The following is a 19,011-nucleotide window of genomic DNA, read 5'->3' on the forward strand; positions in this document are numbered from 1 at the left end:
CCCTGACTGGCGCGGAATGACGGGCGGCGGCCGGGAAACCGCGACGGGTCAGGCGCCCGGGCTTGATAAACTGTGGATTCCCGAACCCGACATTTTGCCGCCTGCTCCAACTTTTGACAATCGAATTCCTGACGTTGCGGAGATACCAGTGATCACAGTCCTTGCCGTGCACTTTTCGGTGGCTGTGCTGGCGCCGTTGTTCTTCAGGAAGTGGGGCCGCAACGCATTCTACGCTTTGGCAGCCGTACCCGCTGCCTCGTTCGTCTGGCTCCTGTTCCAGTACGGCCCCGTCTATTCGCAACAGGGTGCGGTGGCCGAGGTCATCCCTTGGATTCCCGGCCTCCACCTCGAGTTCGCCTTCCGCATGGACCCGCTGGCCTGGGTGATGTCACTGCTGGTGCTGGGTGTTGGTGCCCTGGTGCTGCTTTACTGCGCCCGGTACTTCAAACGGAAAGACCAGGACCTCGGCGCGTTCGGCGCGCAACTCCTGGCCTTCGCCGGCGCCATGTTCGGCCTGGTGGTGGCCGATGACCTGCTGCTGCTCTTCATTTTCTGGGAACTCACCACCATCCTGTCCTACCTGCTGATCGGCTTTGCCCGGACCAGGCTGGCGGCCCGGCGCTCGGCGCTGCAGGCCCTGATGGTCACCACCGCCGGTGGCCTGGCCATGCTGGTGGGAGTCATCATGCTGGGCCAGACGGCCGGAACCTACCGCATCTCTGCCATCCTCGAACAGGCCCACGTGCTCGCGGAAGGCCCGTCCGGCGCCGTGGTGAGCGCCGCCGTCGTGCTCATCCTGGTGGGCGCCATCACCAAATCCGCGCTGGTTCCCTTCCACTTCTGGCTTCCCGGCGCCATGGCCGCCCCCACCCCGGTCAGCGCGTACCTGCACGCCGCCGCCATGGTGAAGGCCGGCATCTACCTGGTGGCACGGCTGGCGCCCGGATTCGCGGAGACGGCCTACTGGCAGCCCGTGGTGCTGGGCCTGGGCCTGGCCACCATGCTGGTGGGCGGCTACCGTGCGCTGCGCCAGACCGACATCAAACTCATCCTCGCCTACGGCACCGTGAGCCAGCTGGGCTTCCTCACCATGGTGGTGGGCCTCGGCACGCCGGACGCCGCGCTGGCCGGCCTGGCAATGCTGCTCGCCCACGGCCTCTTCAAGGCGACGCTCTTCCTGGTGGTCGGCATCATCGACCACCAGTCCGGAACGCGCGATGTCCGGAAGCTTTCGGGCGTCTTCAGGTCCTCCCGCGCCCTGGGGATCGTGGCCGGCATCGGTGCCGCGTCCATGGCCGGCATTCCCTTCCTTGCCGGGTTCGTGGCCAAGGAATCCGTGCTGGAAGCGTTCGTCCACCACGCCGGGGACCCTGACGCCGGACCGTGGGGCATGGTGGTCCTGGTTGGGCTGGTCGTGGGTTCAGTCCTCACCTTCGCGTACAGCGCGCGCTTCATGTGGGGTGCCTTTGCCGTCAAACCCGGCGTGGAGCCCACCCAGTTCAAGGCCGTCCGGCCTTCCTTCATCGCAGCCCCGGCCATCCTGAGCGTCCTGACCATCGCCTACGGCCTGTGGCCGGCACCGGTTGACACCTGGATCCAGCCGTACGCCGCGCTGTTCGCGTCCACAGCGCCCGACGCCGGAACACCGGCCGAGCAGGCCGGGCACCTGGCGCTGTGGCACGGGCTCACCCCCGCACTTGGCCTGACGACTCTCACCTTTGTCCTCGGCGCTGCGATGTACTTCGGCCGCAACGCCGTGGCCCGGGCGCAGGCGCTGGTGCCGGACTGGGTGGATGCCGACCGCGGCTACCAGCTGACCATCGGTGCGCTGGACGACATCGCCGTGTGGATCACCGGCCGGACCCAGCGCGGTTCGCTCTACTTCTACCTCGCCGTCATCCTCACAGTGGCGTTTGTCCTGCCCCTGACCGCGATCCTCTTCGCCGGCAAGCCGCTTCCGGACAATATCTACCTGGTGGATCCGGGCTCTCCGCTGCAGATCGTCGCGGGAATCGGCATCGTGATCGGCGCCCTCGCGGCAGTCAAGGCGAACAAGCGCTTCCTTGCCGTCCTGATGGTGTCGGTTACCGGCTACGGCATCGCCCTGATGTTCGCCCTCCAGGGGGCCCCCGACCTGGCACTGACGCAGATGCTGGTGGAAACCATCATCCTGGTGGCCTTCGTCCTCGGCATGCGCCGCCTCCCACCTGAACTGCGGGACCGTACCGGCGGCAAATACCGTGTGGTCCGTGTCATCATCGGCGCAGCCTTCGGAGCCACCATGGTGTTCGCGGCCATCTACGCCATGGGCGCCCGCGTGGCCCAGCCCATCTCGCTGCAGTTCCCGCAACTGGCCTACGAGGGCGGCGGCGGACTGAACATCGTCAACGTCACGCTGGTGGACATCAGGGCCTGGGACACCTTCGGTGAAATCACCGTGTTGGCACTCGCCGCCACGGGTGTTGCGAGCCTCATCTTCATCCGCGGCCGCGGTGACCGCCTGCGGGCCTCAGCCTCGGTGGCGGAAGGAACCGTGGGCCGCTTCCACGGCGTGGACCCGGGTTCCCGGGATGGCGCCGCCCTGGCCATCAGCAGGAAGTTCGCCACGGCCACCCGGGACGCCTGGCTGGTGGCCGGCCGGACGCTGGCCCCGGAACGCCGCTCCATCATCTTCGAAGTGGTCACCCGGCTGGTGTTCCACTCGCTGGTGATCTTCTCGCTCTACCTTCTGTTCGCCGGCCACAACCTGCCCGGCGGCGGCTTCGCCGGCGGCCTGACGGCCGGCCTGGCCCTGACCCTCCGTTACTTGGCCGGCGGGCGGTTCGAACTCAGCGAGGCCACGACCGTGAGCGCCGGTGGCCTGCTGGGCATCGGCCTGGCCACGGCGGCGGGCTCCGGTGTTGCCCCGCTGTTCCTGGGCGGCCAGGTGTTCCAGAGCGCCATCATCCAGTTCTGGCTGCCCGTGTTCGGGGACATCAAGTTCGTCACGTCCACCATTTTCGACATCGGCGTGTACATCGTGGTGGTGGGCCTGGTGCTGGACGTGCTGCGCAGCCTCGGCGCTGAAGTGGATGAACACATCGAGGAGCGGGGCTCCGAACCCGCAGAGTACGAGGAACCCGAAGACATGCCAGCCGAAACCATCTCAGGAGGCAAGGCATGAGCATCAACCTCGCCCTGCTCCTGGTCATGGGTGCCCTGTATGCCTGCGGCATCTACCTGATCCTGGAACGCAGCCTCACCCGCGTCCTGCTGGGGCTCATGCTCCTGGCCAATGCCACCAACCTGCTGATCCTGGCCACCGGCGGCTACTCCGGCCTGGCCCCGCTGTTCTCCAAGGACACCGCTGCGGGGGACTACAACGATCCGCTGCCGCAGGCGCTGATCCTGACGTCCATCGTGATCTCGTTCGCGGTGACCGCCTTCATGCTCGGCATCATCTACCGGACCTGGGTGCTGGCGCGCGAGGACGAAATCCAGGATGACGTGGAAGACCTCCGCGTCGCCGAAACCCCCAGCTTCGACGCCGAGGACGACGCCGAGATCCCCGCCGAAACATCCGAATTCCCGCTCACCATGCTGGGCGGCGACGGGCAGGACATCTCAGACCACCGACCGGGGTCCGGCGATGATACGTCCGGCGGCCGTGAGGCCGGCGCCCGGGTGCACGGCGGCACCGCCACCGTGGTGGCGGGCGACCGCGAAATACCCACCGAGAACGCGGCCCAGGAAGAAAAACCCGGCTCACCCAACGTCAAGCCCAGCCCGGAAGGAGGCGGACAGTGAACATCGCCAGTCTGGCCCCGCTCGCCGTCGTACTTCCCATCCTGGGCGCCGCCCTGACCTTCCTGCTGATCCGGCACTCCCGCGCCCAGCGGGCCGTCAGCATCGGGCTGCTGTCCCTGACCCTGCTGCTCGAATGCTTCCTGATGGCGGCGGTGTGGGACGGCGGCACCGTGGCCGTCAGCATCGGCGGATGGATTCCGCCATGGGGCATCGTGCTGGTGGTGGACCAGTTCTCGTCACTGATGCTGGTGGTTTCCTCCGCCGTGAGCCTCGCGGTCCTCGTCTACGCCACGGGCCAGGGCATGGCCGACGGCGACAAGGACGCACCGGTGTCCATCTTCCACCCCACCTACCTGATCCTGGTGGCCGGGGTGTCCAACGCGTTCCTCTCCGGTGACCTCTTCAACCTCTACGTGGGCTTCGAGATCCTGCTGACGGCAAGCTACGTCCTCATGACGCTGGGCGGCACCGGGCCCCGCATCCGCGCCGGCGTCACCTACGTGGTGGTGTCCGTGGTGTCCTCGGTGCTGTTCCTGATTTCCATCGCCATGGTCTACGGGGCCACCGGAACCGTGAACATGGCGGACCTGGCCATCAAGCTCGGCGAACTGGACCAGGGCACCAAGACCCTCCTCCACGTCATGCTGCTGGTGGCGTTCGGCATCAAGGCCGCCGTCTTCCCGCTGTCCTTCTGGCTGCCGGACTCCTACCCCACGGCCCCCGCCCCGGTCACCGCCGTGTTCGCCGGCCTGCTCACCAAGGTGGGCGTTTACGCCATGGTCCGCACCGAGACCCTGCTGTTCCCCGGAGACACCCTGAACACGCCGCTGATGATCGCGGCGCTGCTGACCATGGTGGTGGGAATCCTGGGTGCCCTGGCGCAGAGTGACATCAAACGTCTGCTCTCGTTTACCCTCGTCAGCCACATCGGCTACATGGTGTTCGGGCTGGCCATGTCCTCGGTTGTCGGCCTCGCGGCAGCTATCTTCTACGTGGCCCACCACATCACCATCCAGACCAGCCTGTTCCTGGTCACCGGCCTGATCGAACGCCGCGGAGGCAGCTCCTCCGTGGACCGGCTGGGCGGGCTGGCCAAGATCTCGCCGCTGCTGGCGCTCCTGTTCTTCATCCCCGGCATGAACCTGGCGGGCATCCCGCCCTTCTCCGGGTTCCTCGGCAAGGTGGGCCTGCTGCAGGCCGGCGTGGAACTGGGAACCCCGCTGGCCTACGCCCTGGTGATCGGCGGCGTGGTGACCAGCCTCCTGACACTGCTGGCCGTGGCCAGGGTCTGGAACCGTGCCTTCTGGCGGCGTCCTGCCGACGCCGAACACCCGGATCCCGTCCTGCTGGCCGCCCCCGGGCAGCCGGTGGAGGAGGACATCGTGGACGACGAACCCGCCGCGGACGGGGCCGGCAGGACCGGCAGGACCGGCCAGGCAGTGCCGGTCCTCAGCCGGGCCGGAAACGGCGGCAGCAGCACGCTGGTCCGTTCCACCCTGATGCCCCGCACCATGGTTGGCCCCACCGCCGGCCTGGTGGTCCTCGGCATGGCGCTGACCGTCTTCGCCGGACCCCTGTTCGGCCTGTCCGACCGGGCAGCGGCAGACATGCTGGACCGCGGCCCCTACATCCACGCTGTCCTGGGTGACGACGTAGCGGTCCCGGCCGTTGGGACACCAGCAGGAGGAGGAAAATGAGCCGCCGCCGTATCTCCCTGCGCCAGGAGCTTCCGCTCCTCGTCTGGCTGGTCATCGTCTGGGGCGCCCTCTGGCAGGACTTCAGCCCCGGCAACCTGCTGTTCGGGGCGCTGCTGGCCATCGCCGTCGCCCGGCTGTTCTACCTGCCGCCCGTGGAGCTCAGCGGACGCTTCAACGTCCGGCACGCCATCCCCTTCGCGCTGATGTTCCTGGGCCGGGTGGTGGTGGCCAGTTTCCAGATCCTCTACCTCGCCGCCGTCCGCGGACCCAAAGTGCACAACGCTGTGGTTGCCGTGACGCTGCGGAGCCACCAGGACCTCATCGTCACCGCCACCGGCCACGTGATCTCGCTGATCCCGGGCTCGCTGGTGGTGGAAGTGGACCGGTCAACCTCCACCCTGTACCTGCACGCCATCAACATCAGCTCCGCCGAGGACGTGGAAAACCTGCGCAATGAAGTGCGTGACATCGAAGCCAGACTCATCCGGATCATGGGCACCAACGAAGAACTCGCCATCGTTCGGGCGGAGGCCGCAGCATGATGCAGGTGGTCCTGGCCGTCACGGCCGTCATCCTCTCGCTCGCAGCCGGCGGGGCAATCATCCGGATCGCCCGCGGCCCGTCGCTGCTGGACCGGGTGCTTGCCTCGGACGTCCTGCTGGCCATTCTTGGTGCGGCGCTGTGCATTGACATGGCCGTGAACCGGCACCTGAACAACCTGATGCTGGTGGTGGCCATCTCCGTGATCGGCTTCATCGGCTCAGTGACCGTTGCACGCTTCGTGGCCGACCGGCGGGAGCACCCCAGTGAGCCCTGACATGATGACCCCGGACGTGACCAGCCTGGACGGCTGGATTGACGTGGTATCCGCCGTGTTCATGGTGGTGGGAGCCATCATGTCCCTGGGCGCCGCCATCGGCCTGCTGCGCTTCCCGGACCTCCTGAGCCGCATGCACGCCGCCACCAAGCCGCAGGTGCTGGGACTGTTCCTGCTGCTGGCCTCCATCGGGCTGCAGATGCGCACGTGGTGGGTGTGGCCGGTCCTGGTGGTTGCCTGGATCTTCCAGCTGCTGACGGTTCCCGTGTCCGCCCATATGGTGGGCCGCGCCGGGTACCGGACCAAGCACCTGCACCGGGAACTGCTCACCTCGGACGAGCTTGATGCGGTAGTGCAGAAAGCCGCCGCCCAGGCCGCCCGTGAGGACGGCGAGGACGACGGCTCAGCCCGCTGAAGCCAGCCGGCGTGCGGGGACAGCGTGGGTGTTTAGACGATGTCCTGCGTCTTGGCGAAACGGGTGATGGCGCGCTGCGTGCCGCGGTTGGCCAGGACCTGGATGATGGTGCTGACGAACGCAGAGATCAGTGCGAACGTCAGGGCCGAGCGAAGGCTGGTGGGGACGTCCTCGCCCTTGCCGGTGGGCGGCTTGTTGCCGGTGGTCTTTTCCCAGATGGTGTTGACCAGCTTGGTGCCGGCAAATCCTGCACCCAGGCTTACGCCGGTGCCGAGCAGCTTGATGAGAAGGTTCATTCCTGGTACTCCTTGCGGGCGGTAAAACGGTCTGCACCCCACCCTACTGGCTAAGTTCCTACGGCGCGGGGATGAGCCCCTCCCATGCCACTGTCCAGTCCTGGGGGAAGCCGGGAGCGTGCCGCGCCGGGCCGCCATCCCATCCCGCAGCCATGAGCGCCACCGCCGCCAGCAGCCCGCCGTTGCCGGGCAGGTACAGCGGGAGCGAATCCGTCTGCCGGTTGTGCCCGTTGGGCAGGACCAGGTTCTTCGCCGCGTCCATCAACAGCGCATCCACTGCGGCCTCAGGGTCTTCCAGCCGGGCGGCCGTCATGGCCATCACGGGGTAGTCCCAGCCCCAGGTGCTGTCCCAGTCCCATCCGGCCAGTACGTCAGCCAGCGTGGCCCGCATTATTTCCGGGTCCACCAGGTCCGTCCGCGGGAGCACCCCCAGGGCGCACAGCATCGAGGGGTGGTCCGTGCGGATGGTGAAGGGCTCGACGTCGATCGCCGCGTACACGCCGTCCACCACCCTGGGCGGGACCATGCCGTCCGCTACCGCCGCCCAGGTGCCCTCAGCAGGCAAGCCCAGCCGTTCCCGCCACGTATTGGCCACCCGGAGGGCCCACTGCCAGTAGGCAAGCTCGAACGTGGGGTTGGTGACCGTCCCGCGCACCGACTCGTAGCTCTCCTGCGCCGGCACCAGGGGCGGGCCCAGTTCGAAGCCCCGGTCCGTGGGGTGCGCGAAGGCGGCCATGAACTCCGCGGTTTCGAAAACCACCGCGGCGAATTCCTCCAGGAGTTCCTGTGATGGTTCGGCCCGGTAGGCCAGTTCCGCCAGATGGATGGGGTGCGGCTGCTGCCAGATCAGGAAGGTGCCGATGGGGCTGGGGCTTTCCCGCCCGTCCGGACCCACCTGCTTGGGCCAGCGGACGCCGTCGAACCCCTGGGCCTTGGCCGTCTGCCGCGCGGGTTCCAGGACGGAGGCGTACCAGCGGAGGGCGGGCAGCAGGAGCTCCGTCCGGTTCCACGTGGCGAAATGGGCGGCATGCCACCAGTGCATCTCGAGGTGGAAGCGGCCGCGCCACGAGTTGCAGACCAGCCCCGTCTCCTGCGGCGGCAGCGATCCGGAGCAGTTGATGGCGGTGAGGTACTGGGAGAGTACAGTCCGGCGTTCGATCTCACCGGCGCGGGGATCGGCTGTTCCGGAGAGGTCGACGGCGCCGCCCGACTTCCAGAATTCCGGCCAGGCCGTGCGGGACGCGGCAATGGCGGCACTGCCCGGTGCCGCTGCCACATCCGGTGCGGCTGCCAACCCGGGGGCCGGTTCCGATCCCGGCATTGAACGCCCGCCGATGCCGCCGTTGCCACGGGGGAGGCAGTCACCCTGCCCCGTGCTGATGAAGTGCACGCTGAAGTCGAGGCTGTCCTGCCCCTCGGCGGCCCGGATGAGCACTTCGTGCGGGCCGGCCTGTTCGAGCTCCAGCCCCTCGCCGCTGACGGCCGCCTGGTACCGGGAACCGTTCAGGCAGCGCGAAATCAGCCAGTGGCGGCGCGGGCCGGCGGCGTGACGTTCTTCAACGGTGGTGGTGTGTGCGGCGGGCCTGTTCCAGTCCGCTGCGTTGTGCCAGCCCTCGGAACCGTAGGGGAACGTCAGGGACACGGCGAGGCCGTCCGTAAGGGCAGGGGAGAGGATGCGGAATCCCAGCTCGTCCCTGTCCGGGCGGCAGGCCGTGGTGACGTTGACCGGACTGCCGTGCAGGCTGAAGATGCTGGTGGCCGTGCCGGTCCAGAGGTCCAGGACCTGGTGCGCGCCGGTGAAGTCGTCCCGGGTGAGTGCGGGGGCATCCCTTCCCGGGAGCGCAAAGCCGATCCGGCCCAGGTCCAGCCGGTGGGGGTTGGCGCGGAGCCAGGTTTCCGCCCGCGATGACTGCGTTTCGCGGCCATCCACGATGGCGCCCACCATGTCCACATAGGGGACAGGGCCACGCGGTGAATCGTAGATGACCGTGGAACCGGCAAGGGTGTACTCCTGTTCCGGCGGGATGGAGTGCCAGCCCCACTGCGCCTGCGTGCCCAGCAAAGTGCCGGGCGGCAGGTCATCCCTGGCGGCCACCGGATATTCACCGGGAAGGGACTGCATGCCGGTCAGGTCCATGGTGAAGCAGAACTCACCGTTGCCCACCGAGGCGGGACTCCGCGGATCGAGGCTGTCCTGCTCCACGTTGTGGCGCCGTACCAGCGCTTCGCGGTTGATCACGGTGGGCTGGCTGTGCACGTCGCACTCCTTGGCTCATGCCTGGGGCCGGTCCGGCAGCAGGCAGCTCAGAAAACGCTTTCCGGCTCAATCCTTGTGAGAACTCCGGGCAGTGTCAACCAGCCGTTCCGAGTACCCCGCGCATTGCTTCCACCACCAGGTCGTGGTCCGCTACCTGAGGCAGCCCGGACACGGTCACCGTGGCAACCGCGCCCACGCCCGTGACGTAGACCGGGAATGCACCGCCGTGCGCAGCGTAGCGGGACTGGTCGAACCACGCATTGTCCTCGATCCGCCCGCCACCGGCCCGGCCGCGCAGGCCCACCAGCAATGACGGCACCTCGTAACGGGCGGCCGTGCGCTGCTTCGCGCGGACCCAGTGTTCGTTGTCCGGGGTGGCTCCGGGGAGCGCAACGTGGAAGAGGACCTGCTCGCCCTTGGTGATGTCGATGGCGATGGGAAGATTCCGCTCCTTGCCGAGCTCCACCAGGAGCAGGCCAAGGTTAAGGGCGTCATCCGGCGAAAAGCCGGGGAACTGCAGTTCCCTGATCTCCGCCTCGATCCGGCCGATGAGGGCCTGGAGCGAGCCTTCCGGCTGGGCGTCGGCGGAGTCGGGATCGTAGTCAGTCACATCTGGCGGGTCGGCAGTCATGGCCCACAATCTACCGCCCTCCAGGTGTAAACTTGAGCACGCCCGGAAGGGCGCGAAACATTCAAACGCAAGACATCCACAGCATCATCAACAACACATTTACGACAGGGGAGCGCCGCCGTCGGCCCCGGCACCAGCCGGGAAACGCAGGTGGGCGCTGAGAGTGCGGACAGCCGCAGACCCTCGAACCTGATCCGGTTAGTACCGGCGCAAGGGAGTCGAGTTCTCGAAGTGCGCGGGAAATGGCGGCAGCAGCCGGCACCCGCGTCCACTTTCCCCTCCTGTTTCCAGGAGGATCACATGACTACTTCAGCAATCAAAAAGCCCGCCAGCAGGTCCTGGCGCGTCGTGGACATTGTGGTGGCGGCCCTGATCGCCATCGCCGGCGGCGTCATCTTCTGGGCCTGGTCCCAGGGAACCGCCGCAATTTCCGCGCCGATGAACGCGGCCTACCCGCCCCTCACCGGCCTCCTGGCCGGGGGATGGATGATCCCTGCGGTCCTGGGCATGCTCATCATCCGCAAGCCCGGCGCCGCCCTGTTCTGCGAGACGGTCGCCGCCACCGGCGAACTGCTCATGGGCTCCCAGTACGGCGCCTCCGTGCTGTTCTCCGGGTTCGTCCAGGGCCTGGGTGCCGAGATCATTTTCGCCATCTTCGTCTACCGGAAATTCAACCTCCCGGTCTCCCTGCTGGCCGGTGCCGCGGCGGGCCTCTTCTGCGGCCTGAACGACTCCTTCGCGCCGTGGGGCTGGAACATCGCCTACTCTGGCGGTGACAAGCTCGCGTACATCGCCTTCACCGTTGTTTCCGGGGCCATCATCGCCGGCGCGCTCGCCTGGATCGCCACCCGTGGCCTTGCCCGGACCGGCGTGCTGAGCTCCTTTGCATCCCGGAAGGCCGCTACGGAGCCCGTCTTCTCCTGATGCCGGCACCTTCCCACGCGGCCGCACCCCAAACGGTGCGGCCGGCCACGGTCACCGCCCGCGGCTGGGGCTGGCGGCACGCGGGGCGCACCACACCGGCCGTCCATGCCCTCGACCTCGACATCAGCCCGGGTGAGCGGGTACTCCTGCTTGGCCCGTCCGGGGCAGGCAAGTCGACGCTCCTCCATGCGCTCGCCGGGGTGCTGGGCGATGCGGACGACGACGGCGAGGCAGGCGAGTCGGACGAGACCGGTTCGTTGCTGGTTGACGGCGGTTCGCCCCGCGGCCAGCGGGGCCGCGCGGGCCTCATGCAGCAGGATCCCGAGACCCAGGTGGTCCTCTCCCGGGTAGGCGACGACGTCGCCTTCGGCGCCGAAAACCTCGCCGTGCCCCGCGACGCCATCTGGCCGCGCGTGCACGAGGCGCTGGCCGACGTCGGGCTGTCCCACCTGCCGCTGGACCACCCGACGTCGGCTCTGTCCGGCGGGCAGAAACAGCGGCTGGCGCTTGCAGGCATCCTCGCGATGCGGCCCGGGCTGATCCTGCTCGATGAACCCACCGCCAACCTGGACCCGGCCGGTGTCCTCGAAGTCCGGGACGCCGTGGCCCGCTGCCTGGACAAGACCGGCGCCACGCTGGTGGTGGTGGAGCACCGGGTGTCCGTGTGGAAGGACCTCGTGGACAGGATCGTGGTGCTGCAGCCCGGCAGCGGCGCCAACCCCGCGGTGCTCCTGGACGGCCCGCCGGACCGGGTGCTGGCCGAAGCGCGGACCATGCTGACGGCCGCCGGTGTCTGGGTGCCCGGATACGTTCCGTCCACCCGCGCGCGGGCCGCGGAACAGGCCTACGGAACCGGAAGCCTCCTGCTGGCCGCCGAAGACCTGGCCGTCTCCCGGCAACGCCCGCGCCGAAAAGGCTTCCGCAAAGTTCCGCCGGTGCCGGTGCAGGAAGGCATCATTGCCCAGGTCCGCGCCGGGCAGGCGCTCGCCGTCACCGGACCCAACGGCGCAGGGAAATCAACCTTCGCGCTGACCCTTGCCGGACTCCTCGAACCGGTCAACGGGACGGTCTCCGCCACGACGGACCTCAGCCGCGGCGCCGGAATCACCCCGTATCAGTGGAAGGCGGAACAGCTGATCGAGCGGATCGGCACTGTCTTCCAGGAACCCGAGCACCAGTTCGTCACCGGCAAGGTCCTGGACGAACTGCTCTTCGGGCCCCGGCACCTGGGGCACGGTGAAGACAAGGTGGATGAGCTGCTGGAACGGTTGCGGCTTACCCACCTGGTGGACGCCAACCCGTATACCCTGTCCGGCGGCGAAAAGCGGCGGCTTTCCGTGGCCACGATCCTGGCGGCAAGCCCTCAGGTACTGGTCCTGGATGAGCCCACATTCGGCCAGGATGCCAATACCTGGGCCGAGCTGGCATCGTTCCTCTCCGAACTCCTGGACGCCGGAACGGCAGTGGTCTCCGTGACCCATGACGCCGAATTCACCGCGGCCCTCGGTGGCACGGAACTCAAACTTGCAGCGCCGGAAGCGGTGGCGCCATGAGGCACGAACTGAACCTCCGCGGAAACGCTGCGCTCCTGGCCCGCGCCAACCCGCTGAGCAAGCTGGCCGCCGTCGTGCTCATCACGGTGGTCCTGGCGCTTTCCATCGACTGGGTGTCCGCGTCCGTGGCGCTGTTCTTCGAACTGCTGCTGTTTCCGCTTGCCGGGCTCACGCTGGGGCTGCTGTGGCAACGCGGCTGGCCTCTGATCCTCGCTGCCGCCGTGGGCGGGTGGAGCACTTCCATCCTGGCGCCGGACAGCGGCAGGACTCTCATCGACGCCGGCATCTGGACCATGAGTGAGGGCTCGCTGGAGACCGGCGTGGGTTTCCTGCTGCGCGGCCTGGCCATCGCGCTGCCCGCAATACTCCTGGTCAGCTGCACGGACCCCACCGACCTCGCAGATGCGCTGGCGCAAAAGGCCCGGCTCCCGCACCGGTTCGTCCTGGGCACCCTGGCGGCGATGCGCCTCGTGGGGCTGATGGCCGAGGAATGGCAGACCATCGGCATGGCCCGGCGGGCCCGGGGGGTTGGCTCGCGCGGCAGCGTGCTGCAGCGGGTGAAGGCCACCCTGGGGCAGAGCTTCGGGCTGCTGGTCCAGGCGATCAGGCGGGCGTCGCGGCTGGCGGTCACCATGGAAGCGCGCGGTTTCGGCGGCGGGCCACGCACGTGGGCCCGTGAATCCACCTACACGCTGTTGGATGTGTGGGTCCTGGCCGGCGGCCTGGTAATGGCCGGCCTGGCCGTCACGGCGGCGGTGTCAGCCGGCACCTGGAACATGGTGTGGGCCGGGAACTGACCCGCTAGGTGCAGGCGTGGTTGTAATCCAGTCCGGCGTGGATGAACTGCGTCAGCACCACTTTCCCGCCGCCGGTCAGCGGGGACTTCGAACATGCGGTGGCCGCTGATGCTGCATTGCGGGATCCCGCCAGCCAGCTGGGCAAGGGGTAGAGGTTGCTGGAGGTGCTGACGTTCCCCACGATCCTGTGCCACTGCTGGCCGGTGGAGTAGATCCCCACACCTGCTGCGTCGATGCTGTGGAAGAAATCCGTCATGCCTTCCAGGACGGTGCGGTTGGCATCCTTGCTGCTGGACCAGGTGTTTTCGGTTTCCACATCCAGCCACCAGACGTAGTCCGCAGGGTCCGTCACTCCGCGGACGTAGGCGGCGTCAAAGGCCTTGGCGTAGCCGTACATGTAGGCGCAGGCCGTGCCGTAGTCCCCGGCCTTGCAGGATCCGTATGGGTTGTGCACCTTCGAGCCGGTGGGGTATTCGTCGCTGACAGGCCACCAGGAACCGGCCCGCCCGGGATTGGCAGTATTGATGTAGAGCTGCGCCTCGGGCTGCGAGGCTACTGCCCCGGATGACGATTCGGCCCATTCGAGCTGTTCCTGCAGGCACGGGTTGGTGTTGTTGGCCAAACCGTTATTGACGCCCACTATGGCGAACGCCTGGTCTCCGGGCAGTTCTGCGTTGCACTGGGGCCAGGAAACGTCGTTGCCGAGCAGGGACTGGCTGCTGCCGCCCCCTTGCGGCCCTGCCGGGGAATCGGTGGGATCAGCCCACGCGGGCCCGGCGCAGCTGAATATTACTGCTGCCACCAGCAGCCATGCCAGCCTGAACACTGGCAGGTGGGCTCGAGTCCGGGGCATGTGGGGCTCCGTTTATTGCTTGAGGAAACTTATGTTCCAGTCTCCCGCGGTATCACGGAGAGGACAAGGCGCAACGCCGCGGGCCGGCTCTATCGCATAGAAAAGATAAAAAAGGAGCTTGATAGAGCTGTAACCCGCCTAATTGGCCACCAAAAACTCATAGATGATATATTCGCTGCATGACCCAGGAAACCGCTGAACACGTAGCCGTCATGCTCAGGAACGCCCGGAGCGAGAAGGGCTGGACCCAGGGCCAGCTGGCCGCTGAGCTGGGAACCAGCCAGAGTGCGGTGGCCCGGATGGAGCAGGGCAAACAGAACCTGAGCCTGAAAATGATCCAGCGCCTCGAGACCATCTTCGACCGGAGCATCGTCAACGTGGGTAAACCGCAGATGACCCACCTTCGGGTGGAGGGCGGGCGCACCCTGTCCGGCTCGGTTGACGTGAACAGCAGCAAGAACGCCGGAGTTGCGCTGCTGTGCGCCAGCCTCATCAACCGCGGCACCACCGTCCTGCGCCGCCTGGCCCGGATCGAAGAGGTCAACCGCATCGTGGAGGTGCTCACCAGCATCGGCGTGGAATGCACCTGGCTCAACGCCACCGACCTCCGCCTGCGCCGGCCCGCCGTCCTGGACCTCGACTCAATGGACGTGGAGGCTGCCCGCCGAACCCGCAGCGTCATCATGCTGCTGGGCCCCCTGCTGGACGAGTCCGCCGAGTACAGGCTTCCCTACGCCGGAGGCTGCGACCTCGGCACCCGTACCGTTGAGCCGCACATGCAGGCCCTGCGCCAGTTTGGGCTGTCCGTGGAAGCCACGGCCGGTTTCTACGCTGTCCAGGCGCCGTCGGCTGATTCACGGGACCGCTCCTTCGTCCTCACCGAGCGCGGCGATACCGTTACGGAAAACGCCATCATGGCGGCCACCCACCGTGAGGGCACCACGGTCATCCGGAACGCCAGCCCCAACTACATGGTGCAGGACCTCTGCTTCTACCTGCAGATGCTGGGCGTCACCATCGAAGGCGTGGGCACCACCACCCTGAGGATCACCGGCAAGCCCGTCATCAACGCCGACATCGAGTACTTCCCGTCCGAGGACCCCATCGAGGCCATGAGCCTGATCACCGCGGGCATCGTGACGAACTCCGAGGTCACGGTCCGCCGGGTGCCCATCGAGTTCATGGAGATCGAACTGGCCACGCTGGGGCAGATGGGCCAGCAGCTGGAAATCTCCGGCGAATACGTGGCACGGAACGGCCGGACCCGGCTGGTGGACGTGACCACCAAGCCCTCGGAGCTGAAGGCGCCGGAGGACAAGATCCACCCCATGCCGTTCCCTGGCCTCAACATCGACAACCTGCCGTTTTTCGCCGTCATCGCCGCCAACGCCACCGGCCAGACGATGATCCACGACTGGGTGTACGAGAACCGCGCCATCTACCTGACGGAGCTGAACCGGCTCGGCGCTCAGGTCCAGCTCCTCGATCCCCACCGGATCTACATCAACGGCCCCACCAAATGGCGCGCTGCCGAAGTGGGCTGCCCGCCGGCGCTGCGCCCGGCCGCCTGCCTGCTGCTGGCCATGCTGGCGGCACGCGGCGTGTCCGAGCTCCGCAACATCTACGTGATCGAGCGCGGGTACGAGGACCTGGCAGAGCGGCTCAACACCATCGGCGCCAGGATTGAGTACTTCCAGGGCTGACATTCACTCTTCGTCATGATGGGGCGGGGCACTTCAAATGTCCCGTCCCTGCCGCAGAATGTGACTATGCGTACCTTCGGCGTTGAGGAAGAGCTTCTGATTGTTGATCCGGAGTCCGGCGAACCGCTCGCCCTTGCTGACGCGCTCCTGTCCGGGCGGCACGTGGCGGCAGATGATTTGCCGCAGCTTCCGCAGGCACCGGCCGCAAAGGACAAAGCGGACGACGACGGCATGGGCCTGAGTGCCGAGCTGAAACTTGAGCAGATTGAGACGCAGACCCGCCCGTGCCTGGACTACGGAACGCTGCTGGACCAGATCCGTGCCGGCCGGTCCCTCGCGGACCAGGCGGCGCAGAAGAACCATGCCAGGGTTGCGGCGCTCGCAACCTCACCGCTGGGATCCACCAGCCACACCACCCCTGACCCCCGGTACGCCCGGATGCTGGAGCGTTTCGGGCTCACCGCCCAGGAACAGCTGACCTGCGGCTTCCACGTCCACACCTACATCGAGTCACCGGATGAGGGCGTGGCGGTGCTGGACCGGATCAGGGACAAGCTCGCGGTATTGACGGCGCTCAGTGCGAACTCGCCTTTCTGGAACGGGCTGCCCACCGGCTTCGAAAGCTACCGGACCCAGGCTTGGAACCGTTGGCCGACGTCCGGACCAGCGGCCGTCTACGGTACCTACCCTGCGTACCGCAGGGTGGTGACGCGGCTCCTGGACAGCGGCGTGATGCTCGACGAAGGCATGTTGTATTTTGACGCGCGGCTCTCGCGGAACCACCCCACGGTTGAGGTCCGGGTAGCGGACGTCTGCCTGCGCGCCGACGACGCCGCACTGATCGCCTGCCTGGTGCGGGCGCTGGTGGAGTCGGCCAGCAGGGAGTGGCGTGACGGCGTGGACCCGGCTCCGGTCCCCACGGTCCTGCTGCGGATGGCATCATGGCAGGCCAGCAACTCCGGGCTCACGGGCGAGCTGCTGGACTTTGGCAACTTCCGTCCGGCACGCGCCGCCGATGTGGTCCGGTCGCTGGTGGATTACCTCGCCCCGGTGCTGGACGAGCAGGGTGAGCTGACACTGGCCCGGCAAGGCGTGGAGGACATCATCGCCCGCGGCACGGGCTCGGCTGAGCAGCGCCAGGTGCGGGAAAAGGCCCTGGCAGGCCAGCCCGGGGACTTCGGCTTCGGTGCGGTGGTGAAGCACGCTGTCAACGTGACCATGCGGGATACCCTCAAGGTTTCGGAGGCGGATACGGCGCCCGAGTTGCTGCGGGTCCGGCAGTCCTGACCCGCTCTGCCGGGGAGCCTGCCCCCACTGGCATCAAGGCTGGGCACACCACCGGCGTCGCCGTCCGGGTCCGGACCCGCGTCGCCGCCGCGGAAACAGGCTAGATCTGCTTGAGGGCCTGTTCCAGGTCGCCGATGAGGTCCTCGGCGTCCTCGAGCCCCACGGACAGGCGCACAACCCCGTCGGTCAGGCCAATCGCAGCCCTGCCCTCCGGACCCATGGCCCGGTGCGTGGTGGTGGCCGGGTGCGTGATGAGGGACTTGGAATCGCCCAGGTTGTTGGAGATGTCGATGACCCGCAGCGCGTCCAAAAGTGCGAAGGCGGCCTCCTTGCCGGAGCGGCCGCCCGACGGTGCCAGTTCAAGGGTGAGTACCGTGCCGCCGGCCTTCATCTGCTTGGCCGCGAGCCCGTACTGCGGGTGGGACTTCAGGAGCGGGTACTTCACCCAGCTGACGGCGGGCTGCTGCTCCAACCATTCCGCGAGCCGCAGCGCCGTGGCCGAGGAGTGGCTGACGCGCAGTCCCATGGTCTCCAGGCCCTTGGTGAGCACCCAGGCGTTGAACGCGGACAGGGCGGGCCCGGTATGGCGCATCAGTTGCTTCACGGGACCGTCAATGAATTCCTTGGTACCCAGGATGGCCCCGCCCAGCACCCGGCCCTGGCCATCGATGTGCTTGGTGCCGGAGTACACAATCACGTCCGCCCCCAGCTGGCCGCAGCGCTGCAGCAGCGGAGTGGCGAAGACGTTGTCCACCACCACCGTGGCACCCGCCGCGTGCGCAAGTTCGCTGACCGCCGCGATGTCCACGATTTCCTGCATGGGATTGGAAGGAGACTCGAAGAAGACAGCGGTGGTGGGCTCGGACAGGGCGGACCGCCACTGGTCCAGGTCAGGGCCGTCGACGAAGACGGTCTCCACGCCCCACCGCGGCAGGATTTCGTTGAGGATCACGAAGCAGGAGCCGAACAGCGAGCGGGCAGCCACCACCCGGTCCCCGGCAGCCAGCAGCGCGCCGAGGGCCGTGAAGACGGCGGACATGCCGGACGCCGTCGCAAAGCATGCCTCGGTGCCCTCCAGCAGGCGGAGGCGTTCCTGGAACGTGGCCACCGAGGGGTTGCCGTAGCGGGAGTAGACGAAGCGTTCGTCTTCGCCGGTGAAGGCGCGTTCGGCAGCGGCGGCGGACTCGTACACGAACCCGGAGTTGAGGAAAATCGCCTCGGACGTTTCCTGGAAGTTGGTGCGGTCCAGCCCCCCGCGGACGGCCTGGGTGTCAGGGCTCCAGCCGGCGGCATCTTCGTTGAAGGTCACTTAGTTCTTTCCGAGGTTGGTGGGCAGGCCGCGGTTCTTCCAGCCGTTGACGGTGCGTTCGCCGTAACGGTCCGGTTCGCCTTCGAAGCCTTCCAGGACGTTGTAGGAGATGAAGCCCGCCCGGGTTGCCGCCGTAGCCGCCGCAATGGAGCGCTGCCCGGAGCGGCACAGGAACAGCAGCTCGGTGCCGCGGTTCTCCGGGCCCTGCTGCTCAAGGTCGGTTATGAATTCCGGGTTGGGAATGCCGCCCGGAAACGTCCACTGGATGAACAGGGGATCGTTGTCCGTGGCCTTGGTGTCCGGGATGCCAATGTGCGCCCATTCGCCCTCAGTGCGGACATCCACCAGGATGGCGCCCTGCTCCAGTTTGGCCCAGGCCTCCTGGGGTGTCAGGTCTCCTGCGTAGCTCATGCGTGGCCCTCGCCGTCGAATTCGGGTTCTTCAGTGGCGGATTCCAGGTGGTCCACAGCGGTGGCGACGGCGGCGTCCGCGGAGGCGATGGCTGCCGGGAGCACCACGGCCTGGGCCACGATGACGCTGCTGCCGTTGAAGGTCACTGCCGGGCTGCCGTGCAGCACGTACCCTTCCGCCAGGGCAGCCGAGATCCGCTCGCAAAAGGCGCGGTCGTCCGGGCCGCTGATCAGGCGGTAGGACAATTTCTCTTCAGGGACAGGTGCGTCAGACAT

At 67.5% G+C, this 19,011-nt stretch carries 18 protein-coding genes and 1 riboswitch; of the genes, 11 read left to right on the forward strand and 7 right to left on the reverse strand.

Annotated elements, in window-relative coordinates; translation table 11 throughout:
• Positions 1-148: 148 nt before the first annotated feature.
• From AC1DBN_RS07790 to mnhG, 6 genes are read left to right on the forward strand one after another with little or no spacing between them, the layout of a single operon-like run.
• Positions 149-3,163 (forward strand): Na+/H+ antiporter subunit A, encoded by a 3,015-nt coding sequence (locus AC1DBN_RS07790; protein ID WP_477722943.1) that lies wholly within the window; start codon positions 149-151, stop codon positions 3,161-3,163.
• Positions 3,160-3,786: a Na(+)/H(+) antiporter subunit C gene (locus tag AC1DBN_RS07795; RefSeq protein WP_314215643.1), complete on the forward strand. Its 627-nt coding sequence runs from the start codon at positions 3,160-3,162 to the stop codon at positions 3,784-3,786. The genes AC1DBN_RS07790 and AC1DBN_RS07795 overlap by 4 nt, the downstream gene beginning before the upstream one ends.
• Positions 3,783-5,483, forward strand: coding sequence for a Na+/H+ antiporter subunit D (locus AC1DBN_RS07800; protein ID WP_314215642.1), 1,701 nt, complete (start codon positions 3,783-3,785; stop codon positions 5,481-5,483). Before AC1DBN_RS07795 ends, AC1DBN_RS07800 begins: the two co-directional genes overlap by 4 nt.
• The gene (locus AC1DBN_RS07805) at positions 5,480-6,025 is read left to right on the forward strand and encodes a Na+/H+ antiporter subunit E (RefSeq protein ID WP_091723673.1); all 546 of its coding nucleotides are present in this window, start codon (positions 5,480-5,482) and stop codon (positions 6,023-6,025) included. The genes AC1DBN_RS07800 and AC1DBN_RS07805 overlap by 4 nt, the downstream gene beginning before the upstream one ends.
• Entirely contained in the window at positions 6,022-6,300 is a 279-nt protein-coding gene (locus AC1DBN_RS07810; protein WP_091723671.1) for an MrpF/PhaF family protein, read from the forward strand. The genes AC1DBN_RS07805 and AC1DBN_RS07810 overlap by 4 nt, the downstream gene beginning before the upstream one ends.
• Positions 6,301-6,304: 4 nt before the next feature.
• Positions 6,305-6,715: a monovalent cation/H(+) antiporter subunit G gene (gene mnhG, locus AC1DBN_RS07815; protein ID WP_477723031.1), complete on the forward strand. Its 411-nt coding sequence runs from the start codon at positions 6,305-6,307 to the stop codon at positions 6,713-6,715.
• A 32-nt stretch (positions 6,716-6,747) separates the two neighbouring features.
• On the opposite strand, the gene AC1DBN_RS07820 is transcribed toward mnhG, so the two are convergent.
• The 3 genes from AC1DBN_RS07820 to AC1DBN_RS07830 form a co-directional block, all read right to left on the reverse strand.
• Entirely contained in the window at positions 6,748-7,011 is a 264-nt protein-coding gene (locus tag AC1DBN_RS07820) for a DUF4235 domain-containing protein (RefSeq protein ID WP_015938803.1), read from the reverse strand.
• A 58-nt stretch (positions 7,012-7,069) separates the two neighbouring features.
• Positions 7,070-9,268: a hypothetical protein gene (locus AC1DBN_RS07825; protein WP_477722944.1), complete on the reverse strand. Its 2,199-nt coding sequence runs from the start codon at positions 9,266-9,268 to the stop codon at positions 7,070-7,072.
• A gap of 94 nt (positions 9,269-9,362) precedes the next feature.
• Positions 9,363-9,899 carry a heme-degrading domain-containing protein gene (locus tag AC1DBN_RS07830; protein WP_477722945.1) on the reverse strand — a complete coding sequence of 179 codons (537 nt, stop codon included), beginning with the start codon at positions 9,897-9,899 and terminating at the stop codon, positions 9,363-9,365.
• A 96-nt stretch (positions 9,900-9,995) separates the two neighbouring features.
• A riboswitch (TPP riboswitch) is annotated at positions 9,996-10,133 on the forward strand.
• 66 nt (positions 10,134-10,199) lie between these two features.
• On the opposite strand from AC1DBN_RS07830, the gene AC1DBN_RS07835 reads away from it, so the two are divergent.
• From AC1DBN_RS07835 to AC1DBN_RS07845, 3 genes are read left to right on the forward strand one after another with little or no spacing between them, the layout of a single operon-like run.
• Positions 10,200-10,823, forward strand: coding sequence for an ECF transporter S component (locus tag AC1DBN_RS07835; RefSeq protein WP_091723660.1), 624 nt, complete (start codon positions 10,200-10,202; stop codon positions 10,821-10,823).
• Positions 10,823-12,376 carry an ABC transporter ATP-binding protein gene (locus tag AC1DBN_RS07840; protein WP_477722946.1) on the forward strand — a complete coding sequence of 518 codons (1,554 nt, stop codon included), beginning with the start codon at positions 10,823-10,825 and terminating at the stop codon, positions 12,374-12,376. Before AC1DBN_RS07835 ends, AC1DBN_RS07840 begins: the two co-directional genes overlap by 1 nt.
• Positions 12,373-13,173, forward strand: coding sequence for an energy-coupling factor transporter transmembrane component T family protein (locus tag AC1DBN_RS07845; RefSeq protein WP_314215635.1), 801 nt, complete (start codon positions 12,373-12,375; stop codon positions 13,171-13,173). The genes AC1DBN_RS07840 and AC1DBN_RS07845 overlap by 4 nt, the downstream gene beginning before the upstream one ends.
• A gap of 4 nt (positions 13,174-13,177) precedes the next feature.
• On the opposite strand, the gene AC1DBN_RS07850 is transcribed toward AC1DBN_RS07845, so the two are convergent.
• A complete protein-coding gene (locus tag AC1DBN_RS07850) occupies positions 13,178-14,026 on the reverse strand; it encodes a glycoside hydrolase family 25 domain-containing protein (RefSeq protein ID WP_477722947.1) in 849 nt (282 codons plus the stop codon).
• A 179-nt stretch (positions 14,027-14,205) separates the two neighbouring features.
• On the opposite strand from AC1DBN_RS07850, the gene AC1DBN_RS07855 reads away from it, so the two are divergent.
• Together AC1DBN_RS07855 and AC1DBN_RS07860 are read left to right on the forward strand one after the other, a co-directional pair.
• Positions 14,206-15,729, forward strand: a complete 1,524-nt coding sequence (locus AC1DBN_RS07855) for a UDP-N-acetylglucosamine 1-carboxyvinyltransferase (protein WP_091723654.1) — start codon at positions 14,206-14,208, stop codon at positions 15,727-15,729.
• A gap of 66 nt (positions 15,730-15,795) precedes the next feature.
• On the forward strand, positions 15,796-17,016 hold the full coding sequence (locus AC1DBN_RS07860; protein ID WP_314215633.1) for a glutamate--cysteine ligase 2: 1,221 nt from the start codon (positions 15,796-15,798) through the stop codon (positions 17,014-17,016).
• 100 nt (positions 17,017-17,116) lie between these two features.
• Here the strand turns inward: AC1DBN_RS07860 and AC1DBN_RS07865 are convergent, their stop codons facing one another.
• Genes AC1DBN_RS07865 through AC1DBN_RS07875 form a run of 3 tightly spaced genes read right to left on the reverse strand, consistent with a single transcriptional unit; the run spans position 17,117 to position 19,011 of the window.
• A complete protein-coding gene (locus AC1DBN_RS07865) occupies positions 17,117-18,325 on the reverse strand; it encodes an O-succinylhomoserine sulfhydrylase (protein WP_261619808.1) in 1,209 nt (402 codons plus the stop codon).
• Positions 18,326-18,736: a rhodanese-like domain-containing protein gene (locus tag AC1DBN_RS07870; protein WP_056081412.1), complete on the reverse strand. Its 411-nt coding sequence runs from the start codon at positions 18,734-18,736 to the stop codon at positions 18,326-18,328.
• A complete protein-coding gene (locus tag AC1DBN_RS07875; protein ID WP_056081410.1) occupies positions 18,733-19,011 on the reverse strand; it encodes a DUF1737 domain-containing protein in 279 nt (92 codons plus the stop codon). Before AC1DBN_RS07875 ends, AC1DBN_RS07870 begins: the two co-directional genes overlap by 4 nt.

Source organism: Pseudarthrobacter sp. 10T415 (assembly GCF_056394175.1).